We start from the raw sequence: 26,941 nt of genomic DNA, 5'->3' as shown, positions 1-26,941 counted from the left end.
CAAAATATAACAAAAACTTTTTTACAGTGTGTAAATTTGAGAGGTGGGTGCATGTGTTGCGAAAGATTATTGCGTTATAAATAGCGACACAATGGCCGTTAACTATAAGGTTTGCGTGCCAAAACGGATATTTTTCTATATTAGGCTTCGTCAAAAGCCTGCCAATGCTGGTAGATAAGAGTGAAAGGAGGCCGTGAATGTCGCGGTCCATGAAAATTGCCGCAGGAATACTTGCGGTCTTTGTTCTTTATTTTGCCGGAAGTGCATTGTTTCGTTCGGGCGATGATACACGTGGGCATATCCCTGAGGGAACGGCCAATGCTGTGCCGACACTAGAGAAGCCTGTTCCAGGTAAGCGCAATGGCAAAGAAGTTGTGCGTGTATTGGTGCGCAATTCTAAAGCCGAATCCCATCCGATATTTCTAAGTTTGAAAGGGCGTTCTGAGCCAGCTCGCTCTGTCTTAGTACGTTCTGAGACAACTGGAGTTGTATCTCGAGCTAACGCAAAAGAAGGCAGTCTCGTAAAACTAAATGCGGTGTTATGTGGATTGGATGTAGATGCGCGCCAAGCGAAGTTGGACGAAGCTAAAGCTAAATTAGCATCCGCCAAATTCGATTACGAAGCGACAAAAGATCTTGTGGCGAAAGGCTGGAAACCTCCAAACCAAGAAGCAGCAGCAAAAGCCAGTTTGGATGCTGCCGCCGCTGCTTTAGAGGGGGCGCAAGTTGAACTCTCAAAGACCGACATACGTGCGCCTTTTGCAGGTGTTTTTGAAAAGCGCGAAGCCGAGATAGGGGATTTCCTATCGCCGGGCGGAGTATGTGGCTTATTATTGGATTTAGACCCCCTAATTGTTGCAGCAGATGTATCTGAAAAATACGCAGGTATATTGAAAGCAGGTTCAACGGCGACTGCGAGTTTAGGGCAGCGTTCTGACGCTATAGTGCAGGGAGTGGTTCGTTATATTGCTTCGAGTGCAAATCCTGCGACGGGTACATATCGAGTTGAGATCGCCTTAGAGAATCCAGACATGAGTATTCCTGCGGGCCAATCTTCTGATATTAGAATCCAGATTGGTGAAGGTATGGCGCACCATATCTCGCCTGCGTTAATTGTGTATTCAGATGATGGCGCACCCGGCGTGCGGTATGTTGGGCCTAGTTCGATTGTGAATCTATCCCCTGTTGAGATCGTTGATAGCGACCAGTCTGGTGTGTGGGTTGTGGGCTTGCCGCAAGAAGCCAATATTATCGTTCAAGGGCAAGACTATGTGCAGCAAGGTCTGCGCGTTGAATCCTTCTTTGAAGGAGAGAAGAGCTAATGAACGCTCTTATCGATGGTGCTGTATCGCGCGCGCGCATGGTGTTGTCGATATTGGTCTGCGCTTTAATAGCAGGTATGATTGTATATAATAATCTGCCCAAAGAAGCAGCCCCTGAAATTCAAGTTCCATTTGTGTTGGTGACTATCCCATTGGAAGGCATTTCACCTGAAGATGCAGAACGCCTATTGGTTCGACCAACAGAGGCTGAAGTACGTTCAATTGAGGGTATCAAAGAAATAAACTCAGCTGCATTGGAGGGAGCTGGTCAGCTTGCGATTGAGTTTGAGATAGACGCCGATATCGATCAGGCGTTGGTTGATGTTCGTGAAAAAGTTGACATGGCGAAACGTGAATTTCCTGTTGAAACACGCGAGCCAGTGATTTCTGAAATCAATACCGCGCGTTTTCCAGTCGTTGTTGTCAATATGTATGGTGAGATACCAGAGCGCGGCTTGTATGCAATTGCGCGGGACTTGCAGGAAAATCTTGAAGCCATTCCCGGTGTATTGGAAGCAAATATCGAAGGAGAACGTGAAGAGGTTCTCGAGATACAAGTCGATCCCATCAAATTAGAGACCTATAATCTTTCTGCTGCTTCTATTTTTGGTACGATACAAGCCAATAATAATCTTATTCCGGCAGGGAATATAGATATGGGTGAAGGGCGCTATTCCATTAAGGTGCCTGGCCTGATCGAAACGCCAGAAGATGCGTTTAATATTGCGATAAAGCGTGATGGCGACCGTGTCGTCACAATTAAAGATGTCGCAGAAGTACGCCGCACCTTTAAAGACCGAGAAGAATATGCGCGTTTTAACGGTCAGAGAGCTGTATCTGTGCAGGTTGTTAAGCGTTCCGGGGCCAACATCCTCGAAACGGTTGCGAATGTACGCGAGACCATCGAGAGGCTTGAGAAGACTTGGCCTGATACTCTGAATGTTGAACTGACCGCAGATGAATCTGCGGAAATTGGGGACCAGATCTCAACGCTTCAATCATCGATTATGACAGCTGTGATTCTGGTTATGGTTATTGTGGTTGGCGCATTGGGGCTACGATCTGCAATACTTGTTGGTATCTCAATTCCAGCAAGTTTCCTTATGGGGTTCTTGTTTCTGGGATGGGCAGGATACACCGTGAATATGATGGTGTTATTTGCTCTTGTCATAGCGGTTGGAATCTTGGTCGATGGGGCAATTGTTGTCGTTGAATATGCCGACCGGAAGATGGCTGAAGGTTTGGATAAAGTTGAGGCGTTCGCCACGGCTGGAAAGCGTATGTTCTGGCCAATTGTCGCTTCAAACGCCACCACATTGGCTGCGTTTCTCCCATTCCTATTCTGGAATTCAATGCCAGGTAAGTTCATGTCTTATCTGCCGATTACCTTGATATTTGTGCTTACATCTTCCTTGTTTATGGCGCTCATATTCCTGCCAGTATTGGGGGGCGTAGTTGGGGGACGCAATAAGGATCAGGAATCGGCTCTGAATGATTTATCGGGTGAAAGTGGAGACCCAGAAAAAGCATCGGGATTTTTCGGCTTTTACGCACGCATGATTTCTCGGTTATGTCGGCGTCCGCTCGCGGTTACTGGCGGATTATTTGTGATATGTGCAGCGATTATAGTGTGGTTTGGGTCAACTCAACACAATGTGTTTTTCTTCTTAAATGCCGAACCTGAAAAGCTCTACATTTATGTAGGGGCTCAAGGGAATTTATCGGGCGAAGAAGAGTTTGAAATTACCAAACGCGCTGAAAGTGTCGTATTGCCGATTGAAGGTATATTATCGGTGACTACTGTGACGGGACCTGCAGCCTCTCAGGGCGGGTTTGGAAGCGGAGCAGGTGCGATTCCCGTCGATACAGTGGGGCGGATGCTTGTCGATTTAAATTCGAGCGCCCCTGGCATTGATGGGCGTAAGGTTGAAGCTGATATACGCGAAGCATTCAAAAGTTTTGCGGGTGCGCACATTGAAATATCCCCGTTTGAGGAAGGTCCACCAGTTGGAAAAGATGTTCAAATTTCAGTGTTCTCGTCTGATCATGATGCCTTGCTTGAAACGGCCACGCTTATAAGAGAAAAGTTAGATGAAACAGAAGGTTTGATAGATCTTGAGGACACACGTCCCTTACCGGGTACAGAGTGGCGATTGGATATCGATAGAGAACGCGCTGCCAAATTTGGCGTGGATATCAATCAAGTGGGCGGTGTGGTCCAGCTCGTGACAAATGGAGCGCTTGCGGGACGGTTTAGACCCGATGATGCTGTGGATGAAGTGGATATTCGCGTCCGTTTCCCAGAAGAATACCGATCTGTAGAGGCATTAGATGATCTAACTGTGTCTACACCGGATGGGCCGACGCCGATATCTACTTTTGTAGATCGGGTTGCGGCACCTCAACTTTCTAGGATTGATAGACGAGACGGATTGAGAGTTTTCACGCTGCGGGCAAATGTGGAAGCTGCAGGGCAAGGGGCGCATATGAACGCACAACTAAAAAAATGGGTTGAAAATCAAGAGTTTGATCCGCAGGTTATGGTGAAATTTGAAGGCGCTGATGAAGATTCCGCAGAGGCTGCTGCATTTTTTGAGGCGGCCGCTTTTGGAGCGCTTTTCTTGATGGGGGTGATATTGTTATGGGAATTCAATAACTTCTATCACGTGTTGTTGACCCTATCGGCGGTAATCCTATCGACAATCGGTGTTTTGATAGGCTTGCAGTTGGCGACTAGCTATATTTCCATGATTATGACTGGAACCGGTGTAGTGGCATTGGCGGGTATTGTTGTGAATAATAATATCGTTTTAATTGATACTTTTCAGCGACTTATAAGTGATGGTCGTAGCGCGCATGAGGCGGCGGTAATGACCGCTTCGCAACGGATGCGTCCTATTTTGCTAACAACTGGAACAACTATATGTGGATTGCTGCCAATGGTTGTTCAGATGAACATTAATTTTGCTGAAGGCTCGATTACACGCGGTGGCCCAGCATCAGAATGGTGGGTTCCGCTTTCGACTGCTGTGGTATTTGGACTTGGATTTTCAACCTTTATTACATTGATCGTGACGCCGGTTTGGTTGGCTGCACCTGAAAAGATGGGGCGCTGGAGAGACCGTATGTGGGATCGTGTAAAGCGGTTCTTCTATGCTAGATTCGGGGATAAGCGGCTGTTGGGAAATACAGCCCCTGAAAGCATTGAGGATGAAAAACGGCCTTTACTGCCGTCAGGTGGAAGTGTTCATGCGGCGGAGTAGGCGACGCTCACTGGTTTTCAAATCCTTGTGATAGACGCACTTTTCGATTGTTGGAATGCGATTTTAGCGCATACTAACACCATGATACATTTCAAACCTCTCTCCATTATCGCTTCCCTTACTTTGCTTGCAAGCTGCTCACAGTCAGCTGTGGAAACACATATAGCGGAAGAAAAAGCTAAACAAATCAGCGCAGTTGAAACGAAAACCGTTGTCTTTGCAGGCGGCTGTTTCTGGTGTGTCGAATCTGATTTTGACAAAGTTGAAGGCGTGGTTGCTACGCTGTCAGGATATTCAGGCGGACATACTGAAAGCCCCACCTATAAAGAAGTTTCATATGAAGACACTGGCCATTATGAAGTGGTGCAGGTGGAGTATGATCCGGGCAAGGTAAGCTTTGAAGTGCTGTTGGATTACTATTGGCACCACGTTGATCCAACTGATGCAGGCGGGCAATTTTGTGATCGCGGGGATAGCTATAGAACTGCTGTATTTGTAAATGATGCTGAACAGCGTGAAATCGCCGAAAAATCAAAGGCTGACTTGGACGCTGCCGGCATTCTGCCAAGCGAGATTGTAACGCCTATTTTGGATGCTGGCCCGTTTTGGAAAGCGGAAGAATATCATCAAGATTACTATGTAAAAAACCCGTTGCGCTACAAATACTATAGATCTAGCTGTGGGCGTGATGCACGTGTGCAAGAGGTCTGGTCAGGCGCTGATAGCCATTAGGTTAGGGTGAGGTAGCGAGCTGAAATATATCTGCTTAGCAAGAGGTAAAGCGACGCTCACTTACAGCTATAAGTGAGCGTTTTTTTGCCCGATGCGCTATATTTCTATTCGCTAGATTCTGGCAGTTGGCTTTTAAAAGGACATTTTTCCTGAGCATCTCTAAATCGCGCTTCATATTCTTTTGTACGAGCGAGCGGATGAAATCCGCTAGCTTCATATAAACAAAAAGTACGTGTGCGATTTCCGCCAAGTGGAATATCAATGCGGCCAATTGCGTTAAAGTCGGTGAAGTCGGCGCGCATACGCGCTCTGAAATTATCACGCAAGGATGCAATCAGCATCGTGTCAGTTGAACCTTCTGGAACAGGCGCAAAGGATTCGGCAAAAGCATGCGCTTCATCATGTCTTTTCCATAGGTAGTGAGATGGCGGATTGTTGAGTGCCTCACCATAATAATCCATGCCATGCCAGTTTTCGCGTTCATCAAAGACGATGCCTTGGGCATTGATTGATTTTGCAGCGGCATCGAGTTGAGCCACAGAGTCTTGCCAGCCGCGAACACGTTTAATGGAGTTTGATCCACCAATCGCGTCAGCAATAGTAGGCTGAATAGCAATCGCTAACATTAGCGCGCCAATGGCAGCATTAAATCCCAATCCCCATTTGAGGAAAGTTGTCCAATTGGACCGCAAAACCCACGCCGCGACGAGAATGGAGGCGGCAGGATAAGCGCTTGCCGCCCAATTTGCATGAGCACGAGACACAAACGCCTGCACCGCAATAACGATGAGTGGAGGGAGGATGAAACACAGAAACCATCTGTCTTTTCGTGCGCTATCTTTGTCTGTTTTAGGGAGAATGAATGCGAACCCTGACAATAAGATCAAGAATGATATGGGGCCGAAAACACCTAATTGGTCTTTGAAAAATTTGATAAGATTGCCGAGATTGAATGTTGAGTTTTCCCAATTGGCATTGTCAGCCGTATGGCCGAGCGTGGCAAAATTATGCGATGCATTCCAAATGATATTTGGAGAAATAACTGCCAGAAATGAAACCAGCGCAACTAAGCCTTTGAGGGAAAATAAAGCACGACGGGTTTTGGCGTCCATTAACGCAGCGAGAGCGAAACCAACCAATATATAAATGGCGGCGTATTTGGCGAGGAAAGCTAAACCAATCGCAACACCCATCCCAACAGATTTAAGCCATGTTGTGTCATCGCGTTGATACCAAAGCAGCGTTATGGCGGCGGTCCAGCAAGGCAGGAGCAATCCGTCTGTAGAGATGACACCGGAAGATAATGATACGCCAGGCATGAGCAAATAAATGGCACTAGCCCATGCGCCAGTGCGAATATCAAACGCTTTCTTACCCAGTAAAAAGATGAAGAAGGCTGCAAATCCATGACCGATAGGGGCATACAATCTGATAGCCCATTCACCATGCCCGAATATCGACGTTGTAAGAGATATCATCCACGCAATGAGGGGAGGTTTGGAATAATACCCCCAATCTAAATGCGTCGACCATCGCCAATATTGGGCTTCATCTGGCCCGAGGTTTAGCGGGCTTAGCAAGACACTGATCAATCGTACACAAACAAGAGCTGCAATTATGCAAGCGGTGGTACGAATAGGGGAGCGACGCACGAAGTCAGGCAGAATGGTCATGTGATGAGTGGGTCTCTTATTTGCTGCGTGTAACAAACTTGTATGCGCGATAAGCGGTTTTTGGCAAACAGATAAAGAAGAAGAATTTTAATCGGCGTACAATTTAAGAGCTTTGTAAATCGCAAAATATGATCTTTCTACGGAAGATTTTTTGCGTAGCGTTATGATTCGTGTACTGACTAAAAACGAGCTGGATGATGCTTGTTTTATTTGCGGTATGTGCGAAGAAAACGTGCAACATATAGGGTGACGTAGGGTCATTTGTTGCAAAAATGCTTCATTGCGTGTTGAAAAACACATCCCAAACAATCTGTAACACAATTGTCTTTGAACTGTCACATGAGCACTGTATCGCACCCTTATTCTTTCGCGATGCTTGCCCCTCCCAATTTTGCAGGCGTCACACTCAGTGGTCTTACGGGGATATTTTATCGATGACCAATTGGAAACAACTCGCCGGCGGCGTGGCAATGGCCGCCATTTCAACTTGTATCGTTCAGCAAGCTGAAGCTCAGGTTACATCTTCTGCTCTACGTGGTCAGGTCACGTCACCAGAAGGCCAAGCAGTATCAGGTGCTAAAGTTGTCGTAACAGACACACGTACAGGTTCTGCAACAAGCTTAACTGCAAACTCACAGGGTTCATTCTCTGCGCGTGGTTTGAACGTTGGTGGTCCATACACAATCACTGCAGAAGCAGATGGTTTCCAATCCCTACAATTGAACGATGTTTTCATCGCGCTTGGTGAAACAGCGAATTTGAACCTTCAGTTCACATCTGCTGACGAAGAGCGCATGATGGACACAATGGTTATCACAGCTTCTGCTGCAAGCGTGATCCAAACTGCAATCGGTCCTAACTCAACTTTCGACCTTTCAACATTGCAAAACTCACCAGCTGTAAACCGTGACCTTCGTGACATCATTCGCCAAGACCCACGTGTATACATTGATGAGAGCTTTGGTGATGGCGTTCAGTGTGCGGGTGCAAACCCACGCTTTAACTCACTTACTGTTGATGGTGTGAGCTTGAACGATGGTTTCGGTTTGAATGCAAACGGATACCCTGGTCAGCAAATGCCATTCCCGTTTGATGCTATTTCAAACGTGTCTGTTGAGCTTGCACCATTTGATGTGCAGTACAACGGTTTCACAGCTTGTAACATCAACGCTGTAACAAAATCAGGTACGAACGAGTTCCACGGTTCTGCATTCTTCGACTATGCTGATGACAGCTTGGTGGGTGACAAAACTGAAGGTGACTCCATCACAACAACACCATTTGAAACAAAACGTCACGGTTTCACAATTGGTGGTCCAATCCTTAAAGACCGTTTGTTCTTCTTTGGTGCTTACGAAAAGTTTGAAGGCCCAGGTGCAACTATCGACCGTGGTGTTGAAGGTTCTGGTGCTGGTTCAGAAGTTATCGGCTTCTCTCAAGCAGACTTCGACCGTATCCGCGATGCTGCAATCAACATCTATGATTACGATCCAGGTGGGGTTCCAGCAACTGAAGCGACATTCAACGAAAAATACTTGATGCGCGTTGACGCGAACATCACTGACAACCACCGTGCATCATTCACATACAACTATGATGAAGGTTTGAGCCTATCTGAATCAGATGGTGATGATGACGAGTTTGAATACTCAAAGCACCTTTACCAACGTGGTGCTGAGACAAAAACTTACTCAGGTCAGTTGTTCTCTAACTGGACTGATAACTTCTCAACAGAGTTCCGCGTTTCTAAAAACGAAGTTGACTTCACACAAGCTTCAATTGATGGCGCTGTGTTTGGTGAAGTTCAAATCAGCCACAACGGTAACACAATTTACCTAGGTTCTGATGACTCTCGTCACGCAAATGACCTGAACTATGACACATGGACATTTAAAGGTCTTGCGAACTACCAATTGAACAACCACTCAATCACTTTGGGTGCTGAGCGCGTTGAAACAAACGTATTCAACTTGTTCGTTCAGGAAGCTGAAGGTGAGTATCGCTTTAGCTCAATCGATGACTTTATCGCTGGTACACCTAGCCGCATCACATACGAAAACGCTGCTGGTACAAACAATGCCAACGATGGTGGTGCTGAATTTGGTTATGCCGTGAACACTTTGTACCTACAAGATGAGTGGGAAATCAAAGCTGGCATGAACATTACTGCTGGTCTTCGTTATGACTATTACCAAAGTGATGATGAGCCGAGAAGAAACCAAAACTTCTTCGACACATACGGTTTCGACAACACATCTAACCTAGATGGCAAAGACCTTCTTATGCCACGCCTAGGCTTTAGCTATGATGCTGGTGACATTCAGCTTCGTGCAGGTGCTGGTCTTTATTCTGGTGGTAACCCAAATGTTTGGCTTTCAAACAACTACTCCAACAATGGTGTGGCTTTGTTTGAAGCACAAGACCGTTCAGGTGCACCGCTTTCAAGCTTGACTTTCGTAAACGATGAAGACGGTCTTGGTCGTCCATTCTACGGTATCCCAGAAGGTCTATTCAACCAAGTTGCTGCAGCATCTTCAAACGGTCCTGTGAACGCGCTTGATCCAAACTTTGAAATTCCTTCAGAGTGGAAGATTGCTGCTGGTTTCACATACAATTTCGACCTTCCAGGTTTCTGGGGTGAAGACTACACATTGATGGCTGACTGGTTGCTTTCTGCTTCTAAAGATGCAGCTACTGTTCAAGCGATTTCTCTTGAAAAAGAAGGAAACGCTCCAGACGGTCGCCCTGTATATGGCGGATCTGCTGGTTTCGGTGGTGACTATCTATTGACGAATGACGATGGCGGAAAATCAAACGTACTTTCCGGTGCATTGTCTAAATCATACGATGATGTTGGTGTGAAATGGACATTGGGCTATGCCTACATGGACGCTGAAGATTCAAACCCAATGACATCTTCTGTTGCTAACTCTAACTTCTTCAACGTTGCGCGTACTGATGCCAACAGCTTGGGAGTTGCAACATCTAACTACGAAATTCCACACCGCTTTACGCTAAACGTTTCTTGGGAAAAAGCGTTCTTCGGTGAATATTTCACACGTGCAAACTTGTTTGGAGCTGCTTACCAAGCACGTCCTTACTCTTTCACATTCAACAGATCATCAGACGACATGTTCGGTGATGACTCAGTTGCAAACCACTTGCTTTATGTTCCAACAGGTCCAGATGACCAATTGGTACAATTTGCAGATGGCTTCGACCAAGCAGCATTCTTCGCATATGTTGATGGTGCTGGACTTGAGCGCGGCGGAATCGCTGGACGTAACGCACAAGATGGTCAGTGGGTAAACAAGTTTGACCTTCGCATTGAGCAGGAATTCCCTGGTGCATTGCAAGGCCACAAATCAAAAGCTTACTTCACTATCGAAAACATCGGTAACTTGCTGAATGATGAGTGGGGTGCAGTATACCAAGCTGGCTTCCCGCAAACAGTTGGTATTGTTGATGCTTCTTTGGATGAAACAACTAACCAATACGTCTACAACGAGTTCTTTGCAGCAGATGCGGAGCGTCGTCAGACTTCAATTTCTCTTTGGGAAATGCGCGTTGGTGTGAAGTATGAATTCTAAGCTTGCTTAGATTTTGACAGACTAAAGAAGAGGGCGGCATCTAAGGGTGCCGCCCTTTTTCTATGTAAGGTCTTCTCTTTTGGGACGCATTGACCCATATGTGAAACAGGATTGATTTATCGCGTTTTTCTATTGCGCTTAGTTGAAAGATTTCTCGTAAATGACGACTGCAAATAACAAAAACCTTGTGCCGCCCGCTGAATGGGAACCACATGCGGCAGTGTGGACTGCATGGCCTACAGGCGATGATTTATGGGCACCAGAAGCTAAATTTGCACGTCTCGAAGTGGAGGGTTTAATCCGTAGCTTGAGCGAAGATTGCAATGATCGCAAAGGCGACAAGGTCAAATTGCTCGTAAAAAATGAAGAGGCGAGAGACAATGCTTATGCGGCGCTTGGTGATCTGGCTGAAATCATTTTGCAGCCCTATGGGGATATTTGGTTGCGCGATATCGGCCCTATTTTCTTATCAAATGAATTGGCTGCGTCTTTCCGAGTGAATGGCTGGGGTGGCAAATATATTTACGAGCATGACGATAAAGTATCCCGTGCGGTGGCATGGCTGGCGGATGCGCGCAGTGAGCAGCACGAATTTATCCTAGAAGGCGGCGCTATTGATGGCGATGGAAATGGCACATTTCTAACGACGCGGGAATGTCTTCTAAATCCGAATAGAAATCCTGATTGGAAATCTGAAGTGGACGCGGAAACAGCGTTGGAAAAAACGTTGGGCGCGCGCAAAGTTATTTGGTTGGATGGTGGTTTGATGAATGACCATACGGACGGCCATGTTGACAATGTGGCGCGTTTTGTGGGGCCCAGCCATGTTGTGTGTCAGGCACCAACAGGTGATGATGATCCAAATGCTGATGTGTTAAACGCAATCTATGATGTGTTGGTTCATTCAACGGACGCCGATGGCAATAAGCTTAAAGTGACGCAAATTCCTTCGCCTGGAAAATATCTCAATGATGAGGGAGATATTGTTCCGGCAAGTCACATGAATTTCCTGATTGGGAATGCATCTGTTGTGATGCCAACATATGGCGAGTTGAGTGAAGAAGCAGCTGAAGAAGCAGTGTCTATCTTGCAGGATGTATTCAAAGATCGGCAGGTCATTGGGCAGCCGTCCAACTATATCTTGACTGGAGGCGGATCGTTTCATTGCATCACTCAACAGCAACCTGCAGAATAGGTGTGCGTTGAAGCACTGAGTTTTGAATCTACTGGCTGGCAAATCAGCCAAGCATAAGGGGCGTGGCATGGCACGTACATTGAGTGTTGGTATTGTTCAATCTGCTTTTAGCGATGATATGGATGCAAACCTTACAAAGCTAGAAACGCATGTAAGGGAAGCAGCTGCATTGGGCGCAGGGGTTGTTCTATTGCCCGAGCTGTTTCAAGGGCTATACTTTTGTAAGACGCAGGAAGAAAAAGAGTTTTTGCGCGCATATCCTTGGCGTGAGCATCCATGTGTGACCTATTTTGCTCCAATTGCCAAAGAGCTTGGAATTGTGATGCCTATCTCTATTTATGAGAAAGCAGGACCACACTATTTCAACTCCATGGTGATGATTGATAGTGATGGAAGTCTGATGGGGGTTTATCGTAAGTCTCACATTCCAGATGGCCCAGGATATCAAGAAAAATTCTATTTCCGTCCAGGCGATACAGGTTTTAAAGTTTGGAACACGAAGAAGGGTCGCATTGGCGTCGGGATTTGCTGGGATCAATGGTATCCTGAATGCGCGCGCGCAATGGCATTGCAAGGTGCAGACTTGCTCCTTTATCCGACTGCGATCGGTGCAGAGCCACAAGATCTTGAAATGGATACGGCAGCACGTTGGCGGCGCGTAATGCAAGGCCATGCCGTCGCAAATGTGGTGCCGGTAGCAGCAGCAAACCGTGTTGGACTTGAGGAGGGGCAACTCTTCTACGGTACAAGTTTTATCTGTGATGCGACTGGAGAAGTGCAAACAGATATGGATCGCGTTGAAGAAGGCGTGCGAGTGGCGAATTTTGATCTGGATGAGAACGATCAAATGCGTGCGGCGTGGGGCTTTTTCCGTGATCGCCGTCCTGAGTTTTATGCAAGCTTGGTTTCGGGTGCTCCAACCGACGGACTTTCATGACCCGCGTTCTTGTCTTTGACAGTGGGGTAGGTGGCCTTTCTATAGTAAGGTCGATTGAAAATCAGGCACCGCATATCATCGTGGACTATGCGGCTGATGCTGGTTTTTTTCCTTATGGCTTGAAGACGGATGAAGAACTGCAAGCACGTTTGCCAATGTTGTGCGAGGCGCTGATTCAGGAAGCTAAGCCGGATATATTCGTGATGGCGTGCAATACGGCCAGCACTTTGGCGCTAGAAGGAGTACGCGCGCGTGTGAACATCCCTGTGGTGGGGACTGTTCCGGCAATAAAGCCAGCTGCCGCGTTGACGACATCGGGTGTGATCGGCGTTTTAGCGACGCCGGGTACGATTAGGCGCTCCTATCTTGATAAGCTTGAGCATGAATACGCAGCGAATATCACTGTCTTGCGCCATGGCACATCTGGACTTGTGGAGTTAGCCGAGCGTTATGTAAGAGGTGAAGCGCTATCGCAGGCGGCTTTTGATACTGTCATCGCGCCGTTATTTCAGATGGAGAACGGACATCGCATAGATGTGTTGGTGTTAGCTTGTACGCATTTTCCGCTCGTGCGCAGTCAAATTGAGAAAGCCTGCCCTGAGCATGTAATGCATATAATTGATACCGGAGAGGCGATTGCAAAACAGGTGTTGAGGCTCTCTTCGGGAGAAAAAGAAAATAAACATTCTCCAGATAGGCGTGTTTTACTTACTGGAGGAAAAGCGAACAGAAAAGCTTACGCTCCGGTATTAGAAAAATTTGGATTTACAAAAGTTAATACTTTAGATCTGTAGTAAAGGCGCTTATTGCCTTGATTTTATTTCATTCAGGTTTAGTTAATCATTACTAATGGAGTATTAATATTCCTTTAGAACATTCTGCAACTTTTTGCGGATGTGCGCGTTATTATTGTGACGGTTGGGAAGATGGGAATTCATTCCATCTATCAGGATCAATATAACGGTTTAATTTGGTAGGGGCCGATAATTATGAAATCTAGTTTGCAATCTAAAACACTTAAATCATTGTTGTTTGCGTCTGTCGCAGGTTTAGCAATGAGTTTTTCGCCCGCTATTGCTGAGGCTGCAAAAACGTCTCCGCAAGCGGAAGGTACGAAAGCTGAAGGTGCGGTGACTAATCACTTCACTATTACACCAAAGTTTATTCCAGTATTCTCACAAGCCGAAATTTCTTCAAACTTCGATGAAATGTTGGGTGCTGGTGCTGAAATCACAGTTTATGAAAAACAAGGTGATTGGGCACGCATCTCTGAAAACGGCGAAGCATCAAAATGGCTTTATCTTCCTTTTGTGAATGCTGCACCTGTTCTGGCTGAACAAGATTCTCTCACTAGCCTTGTAGCGCAAACTGTTGATGCGGACGCACCAGCTGCTCAAGAAGCAGTGGAAACTGAAGTTGAAGCTGAAGTCGCTGACATTGCTGAAGATGTGGAAGTTGATGCAGACATAAAAGCGGAAGCTGATGTAATGGCTGAAGCAGAAGCTGAAATTGATGCGATGGTGGAAACAGCTGACGCAGAAGATGCAATGGACGCCGTTGAGGCAGAGGTTTCTGACGAAGCTTCTGAGCTCGTGGAAGAAGTTGAAGTAGAAGTTGAGGACGCAGAAGCTGTTGTCGAAACTGAAGTAGATGCTCAAGCTGATGTACAAGATGTGATCGTTGAGGAAGTTGAAACAACTGTTGAGACAGTTGCAGTAGCGCCAATGGTTGCTGATGAGCCAGAAGACGAAGCATATGAAGCAGATGACTTAAACGCGAGCATTCTGGAGAAGCTAGATCAAGCAGATGCAGCTCTTGCTAAAGTTGAAGCAGCTGAGGCGGTTGAAGCTGAAGAAGTAGTGGAAGTTGAAGCTTTAGAAGCTGAAGAAATTTCAACTGAGGCTGTGGAAGCTGAAGTTGCCGGTGTTGCCGTTGACAGTACAGAAGCTGCTGTGGATGCAGCTGAGAATGCAAGTGAAGAAGTTGAGTCTGCGGTAGAGGCATTGGGCGAAGAGGTCGGTAAAGAAGAAGTTCAAGCCGATGCTGCTGTAGAAGAGGTTTCAGTTGATGCACTCGGCGCAAAAGCGGACGCAGTAGCTGCAGACGTTGCGGATGAAGCAGGCGTCAATCTCGATGCAGATGTTGATGCTGTTGCAACTGACGTAGTTGAAGATGCTAAAGCAGAAATGACTGAAGCTGCAGATGAAGCAGTTTCTGAGGTTGTTGCTGATACAACAGAAGAAATTGCAGCAGAAGCTGAGGCTGTTGCAGGTGTAACTGCGGCTGAAGAAGCTGTTGTCGAAGAACTGCAGACTGAAGCAGATGTTGCTGCTGAAGAGGCTGTAGAAGCTGCGACTGCTGACATTGAGGCCGAAGTTGAAGACGTTAAAACTGAAGCAATGGAAGATGCAAAAGCAGACATCGCAACTGAAGCTGAAGCTGTTGCACAACAGGCTGTAGAAGAAGCAGTTCAAGTTGAAAAAGCAGAACCAATCACGGATGTCGTGGAAGGTGTTGAAACTGACCTTGCCGCCGAAGCAGAAACTGCTTCAGACGCTATGGTGGAAGATGCTGCAGCGGCTGTAGAAGAAACACCATCTGGTGTTGTTGGAGAAGCTACAGAGACTGTGAAAACTGAAGCTGAAACAGTGACTTCCGATGTGGCAGCAGAAGTTGGCGCAGATGTTGAAGCTGAGGCCGAAATTGCAACTGAAGAAGTTGTAGAAGACGCTAAAGCAGATATCGCAACAGATCTTAAAGCAGCTGCAAGTGATGTTGTCGCTGAGAAAAAAGATGAGCTAACTGCAGACCTTAAAGAAAAAGCGAAAACTAAGGTTGAAGAAGTAGTTGAAGATAAAGCTGGTGACCTTGTAAGGGCTGACTAAGCTCTCTAGAAACTAAAATTAAAACCCCTCTACACTTGATGTGTGGAGGGGTTTTTTATCCGTTATAATTGCAGTTTCGACATGCGCGAGTGCTATGCATAGGGGCTGCTTATGGACTGGTCAGTGTGTGGTATTTCTCTGGTGTTGGCGAGTGTGTCAACCGGTCAGCTAGAGATGGTCAATTGGTTTTGGTGTGTCTGAGGTGTTGTTAAAACAGGAAGCGGGCGCGACCTTTAATTGGTCCGCGCCCGCATTTAAATTTATAGTCTTTAGGCAATTTAAAAGAGGTTTAGTTGAATGCGCCTGCTTTTCCGATGAGGTCTGTCGGCACTCCATTGAGAGTGAGTTTAGAATCCTCAACTGATATTTTTACATTTTCACCGTCTTTTATACGGCCTTCCAAAATCATCCGCGCAAGTGGATCTTGCACTTCTTTCTGGATCGCACGTTTAAGAGGGCGGGCACCATAGACTGGATCATAACCTTTATCCGCGAGCCATTTCCTTGCGTCCTCATCAATATCCATAGTGATACGACGGTCAGCCAGTAGTGTATCCAAACGTTTTAGCTGAACACTGACAATGGAGTCGATTTCGGCGCGACCAAGACGTTTGAAGAAAACAACTTCATCAACACGGTTAAGGAATTCAGGGCGGAAATGTCCCTGAATAGCTGTCATTACACTTTCGCGTGCTTCGTCTGACACATCTGTTTCTGACGTATCATTTGCCAATGCGTGTGCACCAAGGTTGGAGGTCATGACGATCAATGTATTGTTGAAATTAACAGTACGACCTTGACCGTCTGTCAGGCGACCATCATCGAGCACTTGCAATAAAGTGTTGAACACATCTGGATGTGCTTTCTCGATTTCGTCAAACAGGATGACCTGATATGGGCGACGGCGCACGGCTTCTGTTAAAGCACCACCTTCTTCATATCCAACATATCCTGGAGGTGCGCCGATCATGCGTGATACAGCGTGTTTCTCCATATATTCAGACATATCCAGACGCAAAACAGCGCTTTCATCATCAAACAGAAATTCTGCCAATGCTTTTGTAAGTTCTGTTTTACCTACCCCTGTCGGACCCACAAACATGAAGGAGCCAATAGGGCGATTGGGGTCTTGTAGACCTGCGCGCGCGCGGCGTACAGCATTTGAAACAGAGGAGAGGGCTTCTTCCTGTCCAACAACACGCTGGCGAAGGCCTTCTTCCATCGCTAAAAGCTTCTCGCGTTCACCTTCCATCATTTTGTCGACTGGAATACCTGTCCAGCGAGACACGACCGATGCGATTGCTTCTGCATCCACGACTTCTTTCACGAGACTGCCAGTGGCGCTATCGCCAACGGTTTCAGCGTCAGCAATCTGTTTTTCAAGACGCGGAATGGCAGAGTATTTAAGTTCACCTGCTTTTTCCCAATCAGCACGGCGCTCAGCATCAGCAAGTTCTGCGCGGGCGCGGTCGAGCTGTTCTTTCGCCTGTGTTGCGCCGCCTAGACGTGATTTTTCAGCCTCCCAAGCTGTCGTCATCTCGTTGGATTGAGCTTCAAGAGTTTGAATTTCAACATCTATATTTGATAAGCGATCTTTAGAGCCTTCATCTTTCTCTTTCTTGAGGGCTTCAGCTTCGATCCGCAATTGCATTAATCGGCGGTCAATCTCATCCAATTCTTCGGGTTTGGATTCCACTGCCATACGTAACCGTGATGCAGCTTCGTCCATCAAGTCGATGGCCTTATCAGGCATGAAACGATCAGTGATATACCGGTTTGAAAGCGTTGCAGCTGCCACAATGGCGGCATCAGAAATACGGATACCGTGGTGTACCTCGTATTTTTCTTTTAGACCGCGCAAAATAGAAATTGTGTCTTCTAAAGTTGGCTCTTCTACAAAAACAGGCTGGAAACGACGTGCAAGCGCTGCATCTTTTTCAACGTGTTTTTTGTATTCTTCCAATGTTGTTGCCCCGATACAGTGAAGTTCACCACGGGCGAGGGCAGGTTTTAACAAGTTAGACGCATCCATAGCGCCGTCTGACTTCCCAGCGCCGACAAGTGTATGCATCTCATCTATGAAAAGAATGATTTCGCCTTCAGCTGCGGTCACTTCATTGAGGACTGCTTTGAGGCGCTCTTCAAATTCACCGCGATATTTCGCGCCAGCGATCAGCGCCCCCATGTCTAGCGACAATAAGCGTTTAGTACGCAAGCTTTCGGGTACATCCCCATCAACGATACGGTTAGCAAGACCTTCGGCAATGGCTGTTTTACCTACGCCGGGTTCACCGATGAGAACAGGGTTGTTTTTGGTGCGGCGGGAGAGAACTTGAATGGCGCGACGTATCTCCTCGTCACGGCCAATGACAGGGTCTAGCTTACCAGCGCGTGCGGCATCTGTAAGGTCTAGCGCGTATTTAGATAGCGCTTCATAGCCAGCTTCTGCATTTGCGCTATCGGCTGTGCGACCTTGGCGCAATTGGTCAACAGCCTGTTGGAGTGCTTGAGGCGTAACACCTGAATCCTTTAAGGCGGAAGCGGCTTTATCGTTTCCCTTAGCGGCGGCGACAAGCAAACGTTCTACGGTGACGAAGGCGTCACCGGCTTTTTGGGCGTCCGCTTGTGCAGTTGTGAGGAGGGCAGCAGCGCCCTGACTGATGGTGAGCTGACCTGCGCCTGATCCAGAAACTCTAGGAATAGCGTTGAGGGCTTTTTCGACCAATTGTTGAGCTTGTTCTGGGCGACCGCCCGCAGCGCGGATAAGATTGGCGCTGAGCTGATCATTCTCTTTAAAAAGCTCGTTTAATATATGTTCGGAGGTGATCTGCTGATGGCCTGCAGCCAGAGCAGAAGTTTGCGCGGTGCCGATTAGAGTGCGGGCGCGATCAGTAAATTTTTCCATATCCATGGCAATCCCCTTTCAAAGGCAGATAGAATGAGCATCACACCGCAAAGAACGCATGTGACGTAATTTAGTTCATGTATGAGCACCGATGTCGGCTGCCCACAAATTGGATATGGGTATTCATAAAAAATGCTCAAGATACACCGAGGATAAAGTTCGGCATTTCTTGAGCATTTTATTTAAAATCAGTATATTAAGCGTAGGTTAGACAACTTTTTTGAGGAATTCATCCACGCTATTTCTAAGTTTGTCACTGGCGATTGCCACATTGCCAGATGCTGAAACGATTTTAGCGGCGATATCTGTTGTGGACTTAGCAGCAGCAATTGCAACTTTTACTTCATGGCCCACTTTGGATGTCCCCTGTGAAGCAATCCGTGTGCTGTTTGCGATTTCATTTGTTGCGCCGTTTTGCTCATCAACGTCCTGTGCCACAGAGGCCGTTTGGTGGGTGACTTCAGCAATAACTTTGGAAATTGCATCAATAATGTTGGATGTATCTTCGGATGCATTTTGAATGGATTGGACTTGTTCGGAAATTTCTACAGTTGCTTTTGCTGTTTGGTCAGCAAGCTGTTTAACTTCTGTAGCTACCACGGCGAAACCTCGACCCGCATCACCTGCCCGTGCAGCTTCGATAGTTGCATTGAGTGCGAGAAGGTTTGTTTGTTCGGCGATGTCACTAATGATGCTAATGACGTCGCCAATTTTGCGCGCATTATTTGAGAGTGTGGCGACGGTCGTTGTCGATGAACGTACTGATTCATCCGCATCAGATACGACAGCATTCATTGCTGCGATCTTTTTGGCGATTGTCGCAATAGAGGAAGACAGTTCTTCTGTTGCTGCGGCTGCGCTATCGACATTATGAGTTGCGAGTTGGGAGGCTTCATTCAAGCTTGTTGATGTGCCAATTGATGAATGTGCCGAAGCTTCCAGTTCAGTGGCGACATTATTTAACTCTTGTGCACGCTCTGTAAGTCCTTGCATCAATTCACAGACTTCAGCACGAAATTGTGTCGCAAAAGACTGTTGTGTTGAAAAACGGTGGGCGTTTTCTTCGGCAGCGGACTGTACCTTTTTTTGAAGCTCCAGGGCATCGCGAGTTGCTTTTTCTGATTGAAGCAGCGTTGTTGCATTGGCTTGAAAAAGTCTATGGATTTGGTGCGTTAGCCAGATAAGTACGGCACATTGAGAAAATAATATAACTGCATGAAGTGCAACACGAATAATGGGGGCACCATCAGGAAATACAGCAGCGGGGAAGACGAATGAGAGCGTAAGGTGATGAAAAATTACCACGCTTGAGAATGCGACAAGTGCCCGCCACTCAAGGAATCCGGCAACAATGGCTAGTCCTACAAAAAAGGCCATGTGCATATCAATTTGATACGCTACGCCTTCACCGCTCCAAGTAAAGTTGTACACTAAAACTGCGATAATTCCCGCAAAGGCCATGGAAATGCAGATGGAACCTGATTGGTTTCCCGGTGATTTTAGGTTTGCGAATGTTCCCAAAAGTGCGAGCAGGGTGGCCATTGCAATTGCAGGCCAACTATTGATGCCATTCTGATAAACACCAGATGCAATGATGATACCCACGAGCCCCCATAACATAAAAATGGAGTATTTGGAAAAGCTCGATCTCAGCGTTTCTATTGTAAAGGTGGGGGAGGAAGGTGAGCCCATTTTTGTGTACTCTATTTTCTGGTTTCTGAAGGGGTGTTTGAACAAAATTTAGCGAATTTTGCTTTCAGGACGAAGTTTGCGCCAGCGCGTTTAAGTCTATTTGGCGCATCGCCCTTTGGATTAGAAACAACGACATGTCGCCATTCCTCATCAAAGGAGACTATTTTCAAGCTTTGTGCATCTAGCTTGTTATAAATTTCAGGTAGAGAAAGATTCTTGTCAAAAGAGGCGAAAATATCGTCATTGGGTTGTGGCAGTAAGCATAGACCACTGACGCCCAAAGTAGCGATCAAACTCACGACAAAAGGCATGAGGTTCATATTTCTTCTTTCCCACCTAAATATTGCCGACAGTTCTTAACTATCTTTGGTGAAGAATTAGGTTGTGTTTATTAATATTTCGGAACCAAGAAAAGCGATGAGTGACATCAAATGCAGTTGAACATAAAAAAACCGCTGGCTTTGAACCAGCGGTTTTAAATTCATCAATCTGCTAAGGATTTAAGCAGCTTTTTTCAGAGCCTTTTTAGCTTTTTTAAGTTTTACTTCTTGTTTCGCGATTGTTTTTTTGCGGGATTTGATTTCGCTTTTGATCGCTTTAACTTTTTTGTTCGCCATGATGAAGGCTCCTTATATTTTCTTTTCCAATGACTGTTCCTATTCAGGTGTCAGAGGATTGAATTAAATGCAATAACATAGTTATGCATTGTGATGTCGTTGTATATACAAAACTAAATATAGAAAAGCAAGACTAGCTTGTGCAGAAAGTTTGAGGCTTGAAGCTTCATTGCAATTGAGGTGGATTTGATACGCCGTTTGGGGGGGGTATTCAAAGGCCAGCATTGGAGATGGTGTGTCCGCGCCGCATTTCCCATTGTTTACGGATGAATTTGCGCGATGGTTTTTCTACAAGGTGGTAGATAGGGCCAGACACAAGAATAACGACACTCATGAAAACGAGAGACGTCAAGGGTGTTGCGACAAATTCATATCCTGCAAGCGACCATATTTGTGCAAGGATGGTGTAGATTGGCGCATGCAGTATGAAGATGACATATGACCAGTTTCCCAATTCCTGCATGGGCTGACTGGAGAGACCGGTGGGGCATTTAAGTTCATCAAGGCGGGCTAAACCTATCATAAGAAATGCTGCGCCTAAGCCGACAAGGGGAACACCCCATTGCTGCATGGCGGAGGTAAACACTAATGAGATTCCCGCGATAGCAGTGATAATTGCCATTAGGGTATTGGGTTTGAAGATATTAAAAACAGACCGCGCTGCGACACCGCAAAACATAACAGATGCGCCGCGCAAAATTCCCCAATCTGTTGTCAGCTCATTCATAGGAAGGGGAGAGACGAATTGGAGGAAAATTTCGAGCAGTAAGACGAGGCCGATTGCAATCGCCAATAAGAGATAGGGTAGTTTTCGCGTGAGTTGCGCGAGATATATAAAGATCGGAAAAGCGATATATCCACCCATCTCGGCTGCGACAGCCCAAGCAGGGAAATTCCATGAATTTGTCTCTGTAAGTCCTGATGCTTGCAAAAAGAGAAGGTTCATCACCAAGTCAGAGAATGGGTAGCTGGTACTGGGCGCTTTGCCGAGTAAAGCACCGCCAGCAAGGTAAGCGATAATAATCCCTAAAGCGAGTAAATACATGGGGTAGATGCGGGCGAGGCGAGCCACCATGAAATCTGCGAAATTGAAGGGTTTTGTGCGCTGTGCCCAATATACATGGCTAAGTACAAAGCCAGATAGACAGAAGAATACATCTACACGTGCAATGCCTAGGCGTAAGAATGGAAGTGTTCCCATGCCCGCATCATCGAACATATGTCCGACGTGGAAATAGGCAATCCAAATTGCAAGGATGAAACGCAATCCATTGAGGGACAAAAAAACTTGTTTCGGCTTGGATATAGTATGCCCCGACATTGTGTACCCCCGCTATGTGCACCCGATGTATAATAATGGAGTGTTGCTTCTCGTTAAGGCAAGTAATACCAATGCCGTATTGGTCTATATGTTATCACAAGTGCGTGAAGTGGTGTTAGTCTGTCAGTTTGGCACAAAAAAATGGCAGGTTTTGATGCTGCCATTTCCTTAATTGATTAGATCGCCTTTTAGGATGCGTCGGCAAGTAAGATTGGCAATGGATGTTCATTGCGAATGTCATCAATACGTTGTTTTTCTTTTATGAAGGCTTCAAGCATATCGCCTGTAAGTTTGCGCCCTGTTGGTAATTTTAGGCTCATAGCATCCACATGCTTCCCATTGATCAGAACTTCATAGTGGAGATGGGGGCCAGTGGAGCGCCCAGTCGTCCCTACATATCCTATCACTTGTCCTTGTTTTACGCGGACGCCCGATTTGATGCCTGGCCCATATTTATTGAGGTGGGCATAGGCTGTTTTGTAGCCATCAGCATGACGAATACGTACGTAATTTCCGTAGCTACCATAGCGAGATGAGCGTTCAATGACGCCATTTCCGGCTGCGTATATTGGGGTGCCTCGTGGTGCAGCGAAGTCTGTGCCTTTGTGCACTTTTGTGTAGCCGAGAACAGGGTGACGACGTTTACCAAAATTGGATGAGAGACGCGCACCATTTATCGGCGTTTTCATCAAGAATTTACGCGCTGCTTTACCCGTTTCGTCATAATAGTCAGTAACGCCATCATCAGGTGTTGTGAAGCGGTAAAAGTTTCGGCTAACACGTTTCCCATCAAGTGAAGCATAAAGGATATTGCCGTTTTTAATGGGTTGGCCTAACTCATCGCGGAGAACTTCATAAGTGATTTCAAATGTATCACCTTCGCGGATTTCACGTTGAAAATCCACGTCATAAGCAAATATATCTGCAAAATCAGCTACTTGTTGGTCTTTTGCACCTTGTTTGAGCGCGAGTTCATATATTGTTGAATTGATCACGCCGCCAACTTTTGCAAAGTCTGGTGTGAGGCTGACCTTCAGCTCTCTGGACACCCAATTTCCGTTGTCATTGCGGGAGACTAAGACTTGGCGCTCAGCATCTGGTTGGAATGAAAGTGCCGTAAGGCTTGCATCATGTGTTTCATCAAAGAAAGCAACGACGTCTTGGCCTGGACGCAATTTTCGCATCTCAATATGTTGAGACGCTGCGTGTACAGCGCCATTAGATTGCTGGCGGTTGGCACCTAGGCGATCGAGGACGTTGATAAGCGTTTCGTTGCGTTTGAGCTTGTCTTGTTTGCGTTCCATCAACGGAGAGGGGGTAATGTCCTCTGCACTCAAGAAAGTGGCAAGTTCAGCCAGTGGATTTTTGGTTTTTTTGTTGGTTTCGTTTTGCGTTTTAGCAATATCAGTTGAAGTAGATTTGTTATCACAGCTTGTAATAACAAATGCAGTTAAAACGATTAAGGCGATATGACTTGCAGAAGCAGGTGTCTTTTGATTCCAAAGACTCTTCATTTTTGCAACGTCTCCAATACTCTACAATAACACAAATGCTCGTATGTTTGTTTGCTTCACAATTGATGAAATAAAAATACAATATTTGTATTAACCATCAACTTATCGACAGTGAACTTATTTTGGCAGTAAGGTCAGGCTTTCTGCAACTATAGAAAGCAGGAATTACGCCAGTTTTATTTTAAAGTGTTTGCTGTGACTGAATTAGATCAAGAACAATTGTCAGATATGCCTGATCCGAAAAAGAGCATTGCTAGAAAAAATGGCTTTGTTTGGGCAGGTTTTCTAATTCTTGCAGTGGTTTTGTGTGCAATTTATGTTGCCAGATTGGCGATTACGGATCGTTTTATTGCGGGAAAATGTTTAGATCTTGAAATTCCTTGTAATATCAAGGTGTCCCATATTGGCATAGACAGGGTTGATGTAACGCATCTTGAAGTTTCTATTTCAAACACTGAAAAAATATCTGGGCGTGACATAGAGATACAACTTGATTGGCTGGGTTTGTTCAAGCCGAATGTTTCAAAGGTGACGTTCAAAGAGGCTATTGCGAATGTGGATGTCTCGCAAGGGTCTGAAAATATTGAAAAATTTATAAGGCGATTACAGGATATAGCTGAGACGAATGGGCAGAGAGAGGCTCAGTCTTCGCCGATGCATGTCGAGATTGAATCTATTGGGCTAAAGCTAGCCACAAAAGGAGGAGATGTCGACGTCAAAGCATCAATGCAGGGAGAGCTATCTGACGGGCAAGGGCAGGTTGTTTTTCCGTTTGAAATTTTGCCGGTGGTTTATAAAACTTCTGACTTTCGGTCCGAAGTTAAGGTGTTGTCTGGTAAGGCTTTTTTGAATGGTGATCGCATTGAAAGTACGGTGGAATTTCAAGCAGAAGATACCCATATTGGGGCCACGAAATTAGGGGATGTATCTGGGACTTTGCCGTTTGAGCTTGATTTAAGCACGGGACAAATGTCGGGAATTTTAGACCTCGCGGTTGCTGATTTATTGTATGAAAACAAGGCTGCAGAAGAGCTGAGGGCGCAAATTGATTTGCGTGGAAAGTGGAATGTAGCAGATAGGTTGCTTAGTGATTTTTCCGCGCAAGGTGACGCTAAGTTTTATAAAATCATAGGATTTGAAAACGCATTTGCACAGATCAAGCATTACGCCTCCTTGTTTCCTGCTAATGGTCTGCTTGGGAAATGGTCTCCTTCTGAAGGGGGGGTAGATATGGTCTTGCCCTTCGCCTTCAACCTATCTGATGAGGGGATGGTGTTATCTTCGGTCCCCAAAGCAGTGACAGTTCAAAAAGTAGACGACTTTGAAATTAAATTGGGCAGCGCGTTATCACAGTGGGCTTATGATTTTGAAGCGCGAAAGTTTAACTTTACCGGTGACATGATTTTTCAATCCGATCTGGCGCGATTGGAAATGTCAGACCTAGACCTAGTTTTTCATGACAGTGAATTAAACGTTTTAGGAGCCGCGAAACTGAATGCAAGCAAGGATGCTGAAAGTTTAAAGGTGAGCGTTGAGGGAATGAAACTGATCTCAACCTCTCGGGCGGTTGAGGCAGAATTATTAAACACGCAGATAGATTTTTCTGGGCGCGCTTTTAATGCCGATTGGAAGGGCGTGTCTATCGGTGGTGATTTGAAGTTGGGTTTTGATGAGGGCGATTTTGCGTTCCACCAAGATCCAGTATTGGATATTAGCATTGAAAGTATCTCCACCCAGTCAGCTAAAATCGGTTCATTCAGAACGCAGTACAAATCGCGAAACTTTGCTTCCGCGAATGGAGGTTTTAGCGGTCAAGGCATGGTGGCGGGATTGAATGTTGATTTGCAACGAGCAGGGCAGATATTTGATATTGAAATAGATGGAGCTGATTTAGATTGGTCGATAGATGACACCTTAAATGCAAATATGGTGATTGCCGCGCCCAAGCTTTCATCGACATTTCAAGATAAACCCGTGCAGGCAAACGCACCGGAAATGGCAATTAGTCTGTACACGGACAGTCGTTGGCGGGTGGAAGGATATCTTGATGAGGGGCAGCTTAATTATCAAGCATTTGCGGTGAATGAGATAGCCTCAAAATTTCACATATCCGGTAGTGAAGCGGGTCTAATTGGAGGTATGAAATCGCTTTCATTTGGGGTGACAGATACAGCGGAGAATATCCGGTTTGTGCCTATGCGATGGAAGGGAGGGCTTGAGCTAGCAGCGGGTCATTTGCGTGCAATTGGGGAGTTGATGACAGAGCAGGAAGCGCATGCTTTGGGCAGCGTAGAAGTTAGGCATGACTTTGTTGAAAATGCTGGTGCTGTAAAGCTGTTTCCGACGAATCTAACTTTTTCGCCCGAGCGTATGCAGCCCTATTCAATTTTTCCTACCCTTCGGGGCGTAGCATCAAATGTACGCGGCAATGTGACATTGCAAGGCGGAATAAATTGGGTGAGGGGAAAGCTAAGTTCTTCTGGCATAATTGATCTTACAGATTTGGGATTTGTAACGGACAAGGCTGGCTTGTTTGAGGGGGTGTTTGGGCGCATTGAATTTGATGACATTCTAAAGCAGCACTCCTTGCCGCATCAGGAAATTTTGATTGATCAATGGAATGCGGGTGCGCCTATGGAGAATGGCAAGGTGCAGTTTCAAGTATTAGAATTTGGCGAAGTGTTTGTGCATGGTTCCCAATGGCCGTTTGCGACAGGCACTTTATCACTTGAGCCGATGATATGGAGTGTGTTTTCAGGAACAAACGCGGTCGAAGTGGAAGTGCAAAATGTTGACCTTGCTGGGTTTGTAAACGAGGTGAAGCTTCCCGGGGTTGAGGCGTCGGGAAAGTTGGATGGTCGTGTCAGTGCGGTATTCTCAACAGGAAGGGTGGCTATAGAGCGAGCGCATTTGGCCTCCTCCTCTGGAGGTATCATCCGATATTATACACCAGCAATGGAGGAATTAGCGACAACTGGAGATCGGGTCGCTCTATTGGTGAATGCGCTTAAAGACTTTCAGTATGATGAAATGGCTGTAGATGTGCGCGGCGACCTATCGGGTGAAATGATGCTGGATGTTTATCTGGCGGGGCAAAGTCCAGAGGTGATCGAGGGGCGGGGGATTGTCATGGATGTATCTATTGAATCTGAGCTGATGTCGTTATTGGGCAGTCAAAGAATGGTAGATGGCAAAATCAATGCTTTTGTGCAGCGTTTACATGAAAAGAAAAATGGAATGTAGCGTTAACGTCATCACTATGCCTAAAATAGAGTGCTCTATTATATTGGGTCAT

15 protein-coding genes are annotated in these 26,941 nt (G+C 46.1%); 9 read left to right on the top strand and 6 right to left on the bottom strand.

The genetic code is table 11. From position 1 onward, the window contains the following. Nucleotides 1–197: 197 nt before the first annotated feature. The 3 genes from ACFQS8_RS11150 to msrA all read left to right on the top strand — a co-directional run bounded on the left by ACFQS8_RS11150 (nucleotide 198) and on the right by msrA (nucleotide 5,317). Entirely contained in the window at nucleotides 198–1,322 is a 1,125-nt protein-coding gene (locus tag ACFQS8_RS11150) for an efflux RND transporter periplasmic adaptor subunit (RefSeq protein ID WP_382167412.1), read from the top strand. Continuing rightward, the gene (locus ACFQS8_RS11145; RefSeq protein WP_382167411.1) at nucleotides 1,322–4,585 is read left to right on the top strand and encodes an efflux RND transporter permease subunit; all 3,264 of its coding nucleotides are present in this window, start codon (nucleotides 1,322–1,324) and stop codon (nucleotides 4,583–4,585) included. The genes ACFQS8_RS11150 and ACFQS8_RS11145 overlap by 1 nt, the downstream gene beginning before the upstream one ends. A gap of 81 nt (nucleotides 4,586–4,666) precedes the next feature. Then, nucleotides 4,667–5,317, top strand: a complete 651-nt coding sequence (msrA, locus tag ACFQS8_RS11140) for a peptide-methionine (S)-S-oxide reductase MsrA (RefSeq protein ID WP_382167410.1) — start codon at nucleotides 4,667–4,669, stop codon at nucleotides 5,315–5,317. Nucleotides 5,318–5,421: 104 nt separating this feature from the next. Here msrA and ACFQS8_RS11135 read toward each other — a convergent pair whose 3' ends face one another. Continuing rightward, complete coding sequence (locus ACFQS8_RS11135; RefSeq protein ID WP_382167409.1) at nucleotides 5,422–6,990, bottom strand: ArnT family glycosyltransferase; 1,569 nt, start codon at nucleotides 6,988–6,990, stop codon at nucleotides 5,422–5,424. Between the two features lie 434 nt (nucleotides 6,991–7,424). Here ACFQS8_RS11135 and ACFQS8_RS11130 point away from each other — a divergent pair, with 434 nt between their 5' ends. The 5 genes from ACFQS8_RS11130 to ACFQS8_RS11110 all read left to right on the top strand — a co-directional run bounded on the left by ACFQS8_RS11130 (nucleotide 7,425) and on the right by ACFQS8_RS11110 (nucleotide 15,597). After that, entirely contained in the window at nucleotides 7,425–10,580 is a 3,156-nt protein-coding gene (locus ACFQS8_RS11130; RefSeq protein WP_382167408.1) for a TonB-dependent receptor, read from the top strand. Nucleotides 10,581–10,740: 160 nt separating this feature from the next. Further along, entirely contained in the window at nucleotides 10,741–11,775 is a 1,035-nt protein-coding gene (locus tag ACFQS8_RS11125) for an agmatine deiminase family protein (RefSeq protein ID WP_382167407.1), read from the top strand. Between the two features lie 67 nt (nucleotides 11,776–11,842). Next, nucleotides 11,843–12,712 (top strand): N-carbamoylputrescine amidase, encoded by an 870-nt coding sequence (gene aguB / locus ACFQS8_RS11120; RefSeq protein WP_382167406.1) that lies wholly within the window; start codon nucleotides 11,843–11,845, stop codon nucleotides 12,710–12,712. Beyond that, on the top strand, nucleotides 12,709–13,506 hold the full coding sequence (gene murI / locus ACFQS8_RS11115; RefSeq protein WP_382167405.1) for a glutamate racemase: 798 nt from the start codon (nucleotides 12,709–12,711) through the stop codon (nucleotides 13,504–13,506). The genes aguB and murI overlap by 4 nt, the downstream gene beginning before the upstream one ends. A 195-nt stretch (nucleotides 13,507–13,701) precedes the next feature. Further along, a complete protein-coding gene (locus tag ACFQS8_RS11110; protein ID WP_382167404.1) occupies nucleotides 13,702–15,597 on the top strand; it encodes a hypothetical protein in 1,896 nt (631 codons plus the stop codon). A gap of 289 nt (nucleotides 15,598–15,886) precedes the next feature. Here ACFQS8_RS11110 and clpB read toward each other — a convergent pair whose 3' ends face one another. From clpB to ACFQS8_RS11085, 5 genes are all read right to left on the bottom strand, one after another. After that, nucleotides 15,887–18,508 (bottom strand): ATP-dependent chaperone ClpB, encoded by a 2,622-nt coding sequence (gene clpB / locus ACFQS8_RS11105; protein ID WP_382167403.1) that lies wholly within the window; start codon nucleotides 18,506–18,508, stop codon nucleotides 15,887–15,889. A 201-nt stretch (nucleotides 18,509–18,709) separates the two neighbouring features. Continuing rightward, a complete protein-coding gene (locus ACFQS8_RS11100; RefSeq protein WP_382167402.1) occupies nucleotides 18,710–20,107 on the bottom strand; it encodes a methyl-accepting chemotaxis protein in 1,398 nt (465 codons plus the stop codon). A 98-nt stretch (nucleotides 20,108–20,205) separates the two neighbouring features. After that, the gene (locus ACFQS8_RS11095; protein WP_382167401.1) at nucleotides 20,206–20,514 is read right to left on the bottom strand and encodes a hypothetical protein; all 309 of its coding nucleotides are present in this window, start codon (nucleotides 20,512–20,514) and stop codon (nucleotides 20,206–20,208) included. A gap of 508 nt (nucleotides 20,515–21,022) precedes the next feature. Continuing rightward, complete coding sequence (locus ACFQS8_RS11090; RefSeq protein WP_382167400.1) at nucleotides 21,023–22,132, bottom strand: acyltransferase family protein; 1,110 nt, start codon at nucleotides 22,130–22,132, stop codon at nucleotides 21,023–21,025. A 188-nt stretch (nucleotides 22,133–22,320) separates the two neighbouring features. After that, nucleotides 22,321–23,646: a M23 family metallopeptidase gene (locus ACFQS8_RS11085; protein WP_382167399.1), complete on the bottom strand. Its 1,326-nt coding sequence runs from the start codon at nucleotides 23,644–23,646 to the stop codon at nucleotides 22,321–22,323. Nucleotides 23,647–23,841: 195 nt separating this feature from the next. Here ACFQS8_RS11085 and ACFQS8_RS11080 point away from each other — a divergent pair, with 195 nt between their 5' ends. Further along, the gene (locus ACFQS8_RS11080; protein WP_382167398.1) at nucleotides 23,842–26,889 is read left to right on the top strand and encodes an intermembrane phospholipid transport protein YdbH family protein; all 3,048 of its coding nucleotides are present in this window, start codon (nucleotides 23,842–23,844) and stop codon (nucleotides 26,887–26,889) included. Nucleotides 26,890–26,941: the final 52 nt, after the last annotated feature.

Origin of the sequence: Hirschia litorea (assembly GCF_042665075.1) — a bacterium.
In the GTDB taxonomy this organism is placed as follows: Bacteria; Pseudomonadota; Alphaproteobacteria; order Caulobacterales; family Hyphomonadaceae; genus Hirschia; species Hirschia litorea.
This window is presented reverse-complemented; position numbering and strand designations above follow the sequence as displayed.